A 2,386-nucleotide genomic window follows, 5' to 3' on the forward strand; every position below is an offset into this window, starting at 1 on the left:
AGCGCGGCCAGTCCTGCCGAGAGGGTGGAGACCTGGTCGACCAGGCCGTTGGCGGGGATGGGGAGCTGGTCGGTGTGCAGAGCCACCACAGCGATGCGCAAGTTACGTCTCCGGTATCGCCTGGACGACGACCCGATGACCGGAAGGTGCGCGCAGCCGGGCATCCGCTCGGGGACCGCCCGATCCGAAGAGGGGGGACCCGCGAGATCCCGTCCACCGACGCACCGGAATCGGTCGTCTGCGGTCGTTCCACGGAACGGCTGCCTGCTCAACCTGTGAGGTGAACCTTACTGCCGGTCGCCCGGGCGTGCCACTCGGAGTAGGCGTCCCTGCACCACGCCACTTCTGCAGTGATCGGACGACACGAATGGCCTAGTCGATTCCCTGGCAGGAAATTTTCTCTCGACATCGCGAACGTTGACCTCATCCACCCTCGTAGGTCAGGATGCTGACTCGAACTCTCCCTCTGGGAGCGCTCCCGGTCCGCAACACTGTCGTTCTGGATCGAGAAATTTTCGGCCAGGGTGGCGTGATCCGAAGGAGGATCTGCCCGTGCGCACTCATCGACAACTCCGACGGCGGGTGGCGGTCGCGGCGGCCGTGGTGCTGGCCGCCGCCGCCCTGACCCCGACCACCGCGCTGGCGGCACCCGACGCCGGTCCCGCGGTCAAGGTCAACCAGGTGGCCTACGTGCCGGGCCTGCCGAAGCAGGCCACCGTGGTCAACGGCTCGGGCTCGCCCGTCGCGTGGACCCTGCGCAACGCCTCGGGAACGACCGTGGCGTCGGGGCAGACCTGCGTGCGGGGCGCGGACTCCTTGTCGGGCGACACCGTGCACATCGTCGACTTCTCGTCGTTCGACACGCCCGGCACGGGCTACGTGCTGTCGGTGGCGGGGTCGGACAGCAACCCGTTCGACATCTCGGCCGACCCTCTCAAGCGCCTGCGGTACGACGCCCTGGCGTTCTTCTACCACCAGCGCAGCGGCACGCCGATCGAGGCGCAGTACGTCGGCACGCGGTACGCGCGGCCCGCCGGTCACCTCGACGTCTCACCCAACCGGGGCGACAACGGGGTGCCGTGCCGGGTGTCGTGCGGGTACACCTCGGACGTGCGGGGCGGTTGGTACGACGCGGGTGACCACGGCAAGTACGGCGTCGACACCGGTCTCGCCGCCTGGCAGCTGATCAACGAGTACGAGCGCACCCTGTACGTCGGCGGCGCGGACCGCGCGGCGCTGGGCGACGGGAAGCTGGCGATCCCGGAGCGCGGCAACGGGGTGCCCGACATCCTGGACGAGGCCCGCTGGGGCGTCGAGTTCCTGATGAAGATGCAGGTGCCCGAGGGGCGCACCGACGCGGGCATGGTGCGGCACAAGGTGAGCGACGAGAACTGGACGGGCCTGCCGATGCGCCCCGACCAGGACCCGCAGCCACGCCTGCTGTCGGCCGTCACGACCGCGTCGACGCTCAACCTCGCCGCCGCGGCCGCACAGGCCGCTCGGGTGTGGCGGAACATCGACTCGGACTTCGCCTCCCGCGCCCTGACCGCGGCGCAGCGCGCCTACAGCGCGGCCAAGGCCGACCCGGCGCGTTACGCCGATCCCAACGACGGCAACGGCGGCGGCACGTACGTCGACAACAACGTGACCGACGAGTTCTACTGGGCCGCGGCGGAGCTGTTCACCACCACGGGATCCAGCACCTACCGCGCCGACGTGACCGGGTCGTCCCTGTTCCGCGGCAAGGGGTTCGACCAGGGCGGCTTCGACTGGTGGTGGACCGCGGGGCTGGGTGACACGACGTTGGCGCTGGTGCCCAACGGCCTGTCGGCCTCGGACGTGGCGGCCACCCGCGCGGCGTTCGCCTCCTACGGCGACCGGCTGCTCAACCAAGCGTCGACCCAGGGCTACCCGGCACCGGCGACCGGGTACTACTGGGGTTCCAACGGCGTGGTCGCCAACGCGGCGAACGTGCTGGCGCTGGCGCACGACTTCACCGGGCAGGCCAAGTACCGCGCCGGTGTCTACCAGACGCTGGACTACCTGTTCGGGCGCAACCCGTTCAACCACTCCTACGTGACCGGCTACGGCGAACGCGCCACCCGCAACTCCCACCACCGGTTCTGGGCCAACCAGCTCGACTCGTCGCTGCCCAACCCCCCGGCGGGCGCCTTGGCGGGCGGCCCCAACAGCGACCTCCAGGACCCGGTGGCCCAGGCGCAACTGGCGGGCTGCAAGCCCCAGAAGTGCTACCTGGACGACATCAACGCCTGGTCGGTCAACGAGGTCGCGCTGAACTGGAACGCCGCGCTGGCCTGGCTCTTCGCCGCGACGTCGGCGAGCAACTGGTGCGCCTCATCATCGGTCATGGCGTACTCGTCGGCCA

1 protein-coding gene is annotated in these 2,386 nt (G+C 69.9%); it reads left to right on the plus strand.

The annotated features are described in order from the left end of the window. Window positions 1–552: 552 nt before the first annotated feature. The coding region (locus tag AB0G02_RS35505) for a glycoside hydrolase family 9 protein (protein WP_360803424.1) at window positions 553–2,386 on the plus strand (1,834 nt) is incomplete at its 3' end.

The sequence above is a fragment of the Actinosynnema sp. NPDC023658 genome (genome assembly GCF_040639995.1).
Taxonomy (GTDB): Bacteria; Actinomycetota; Actinomycetes; order Mycobacteriales; family Pseudonocardiaceae; genus Actinosynnema.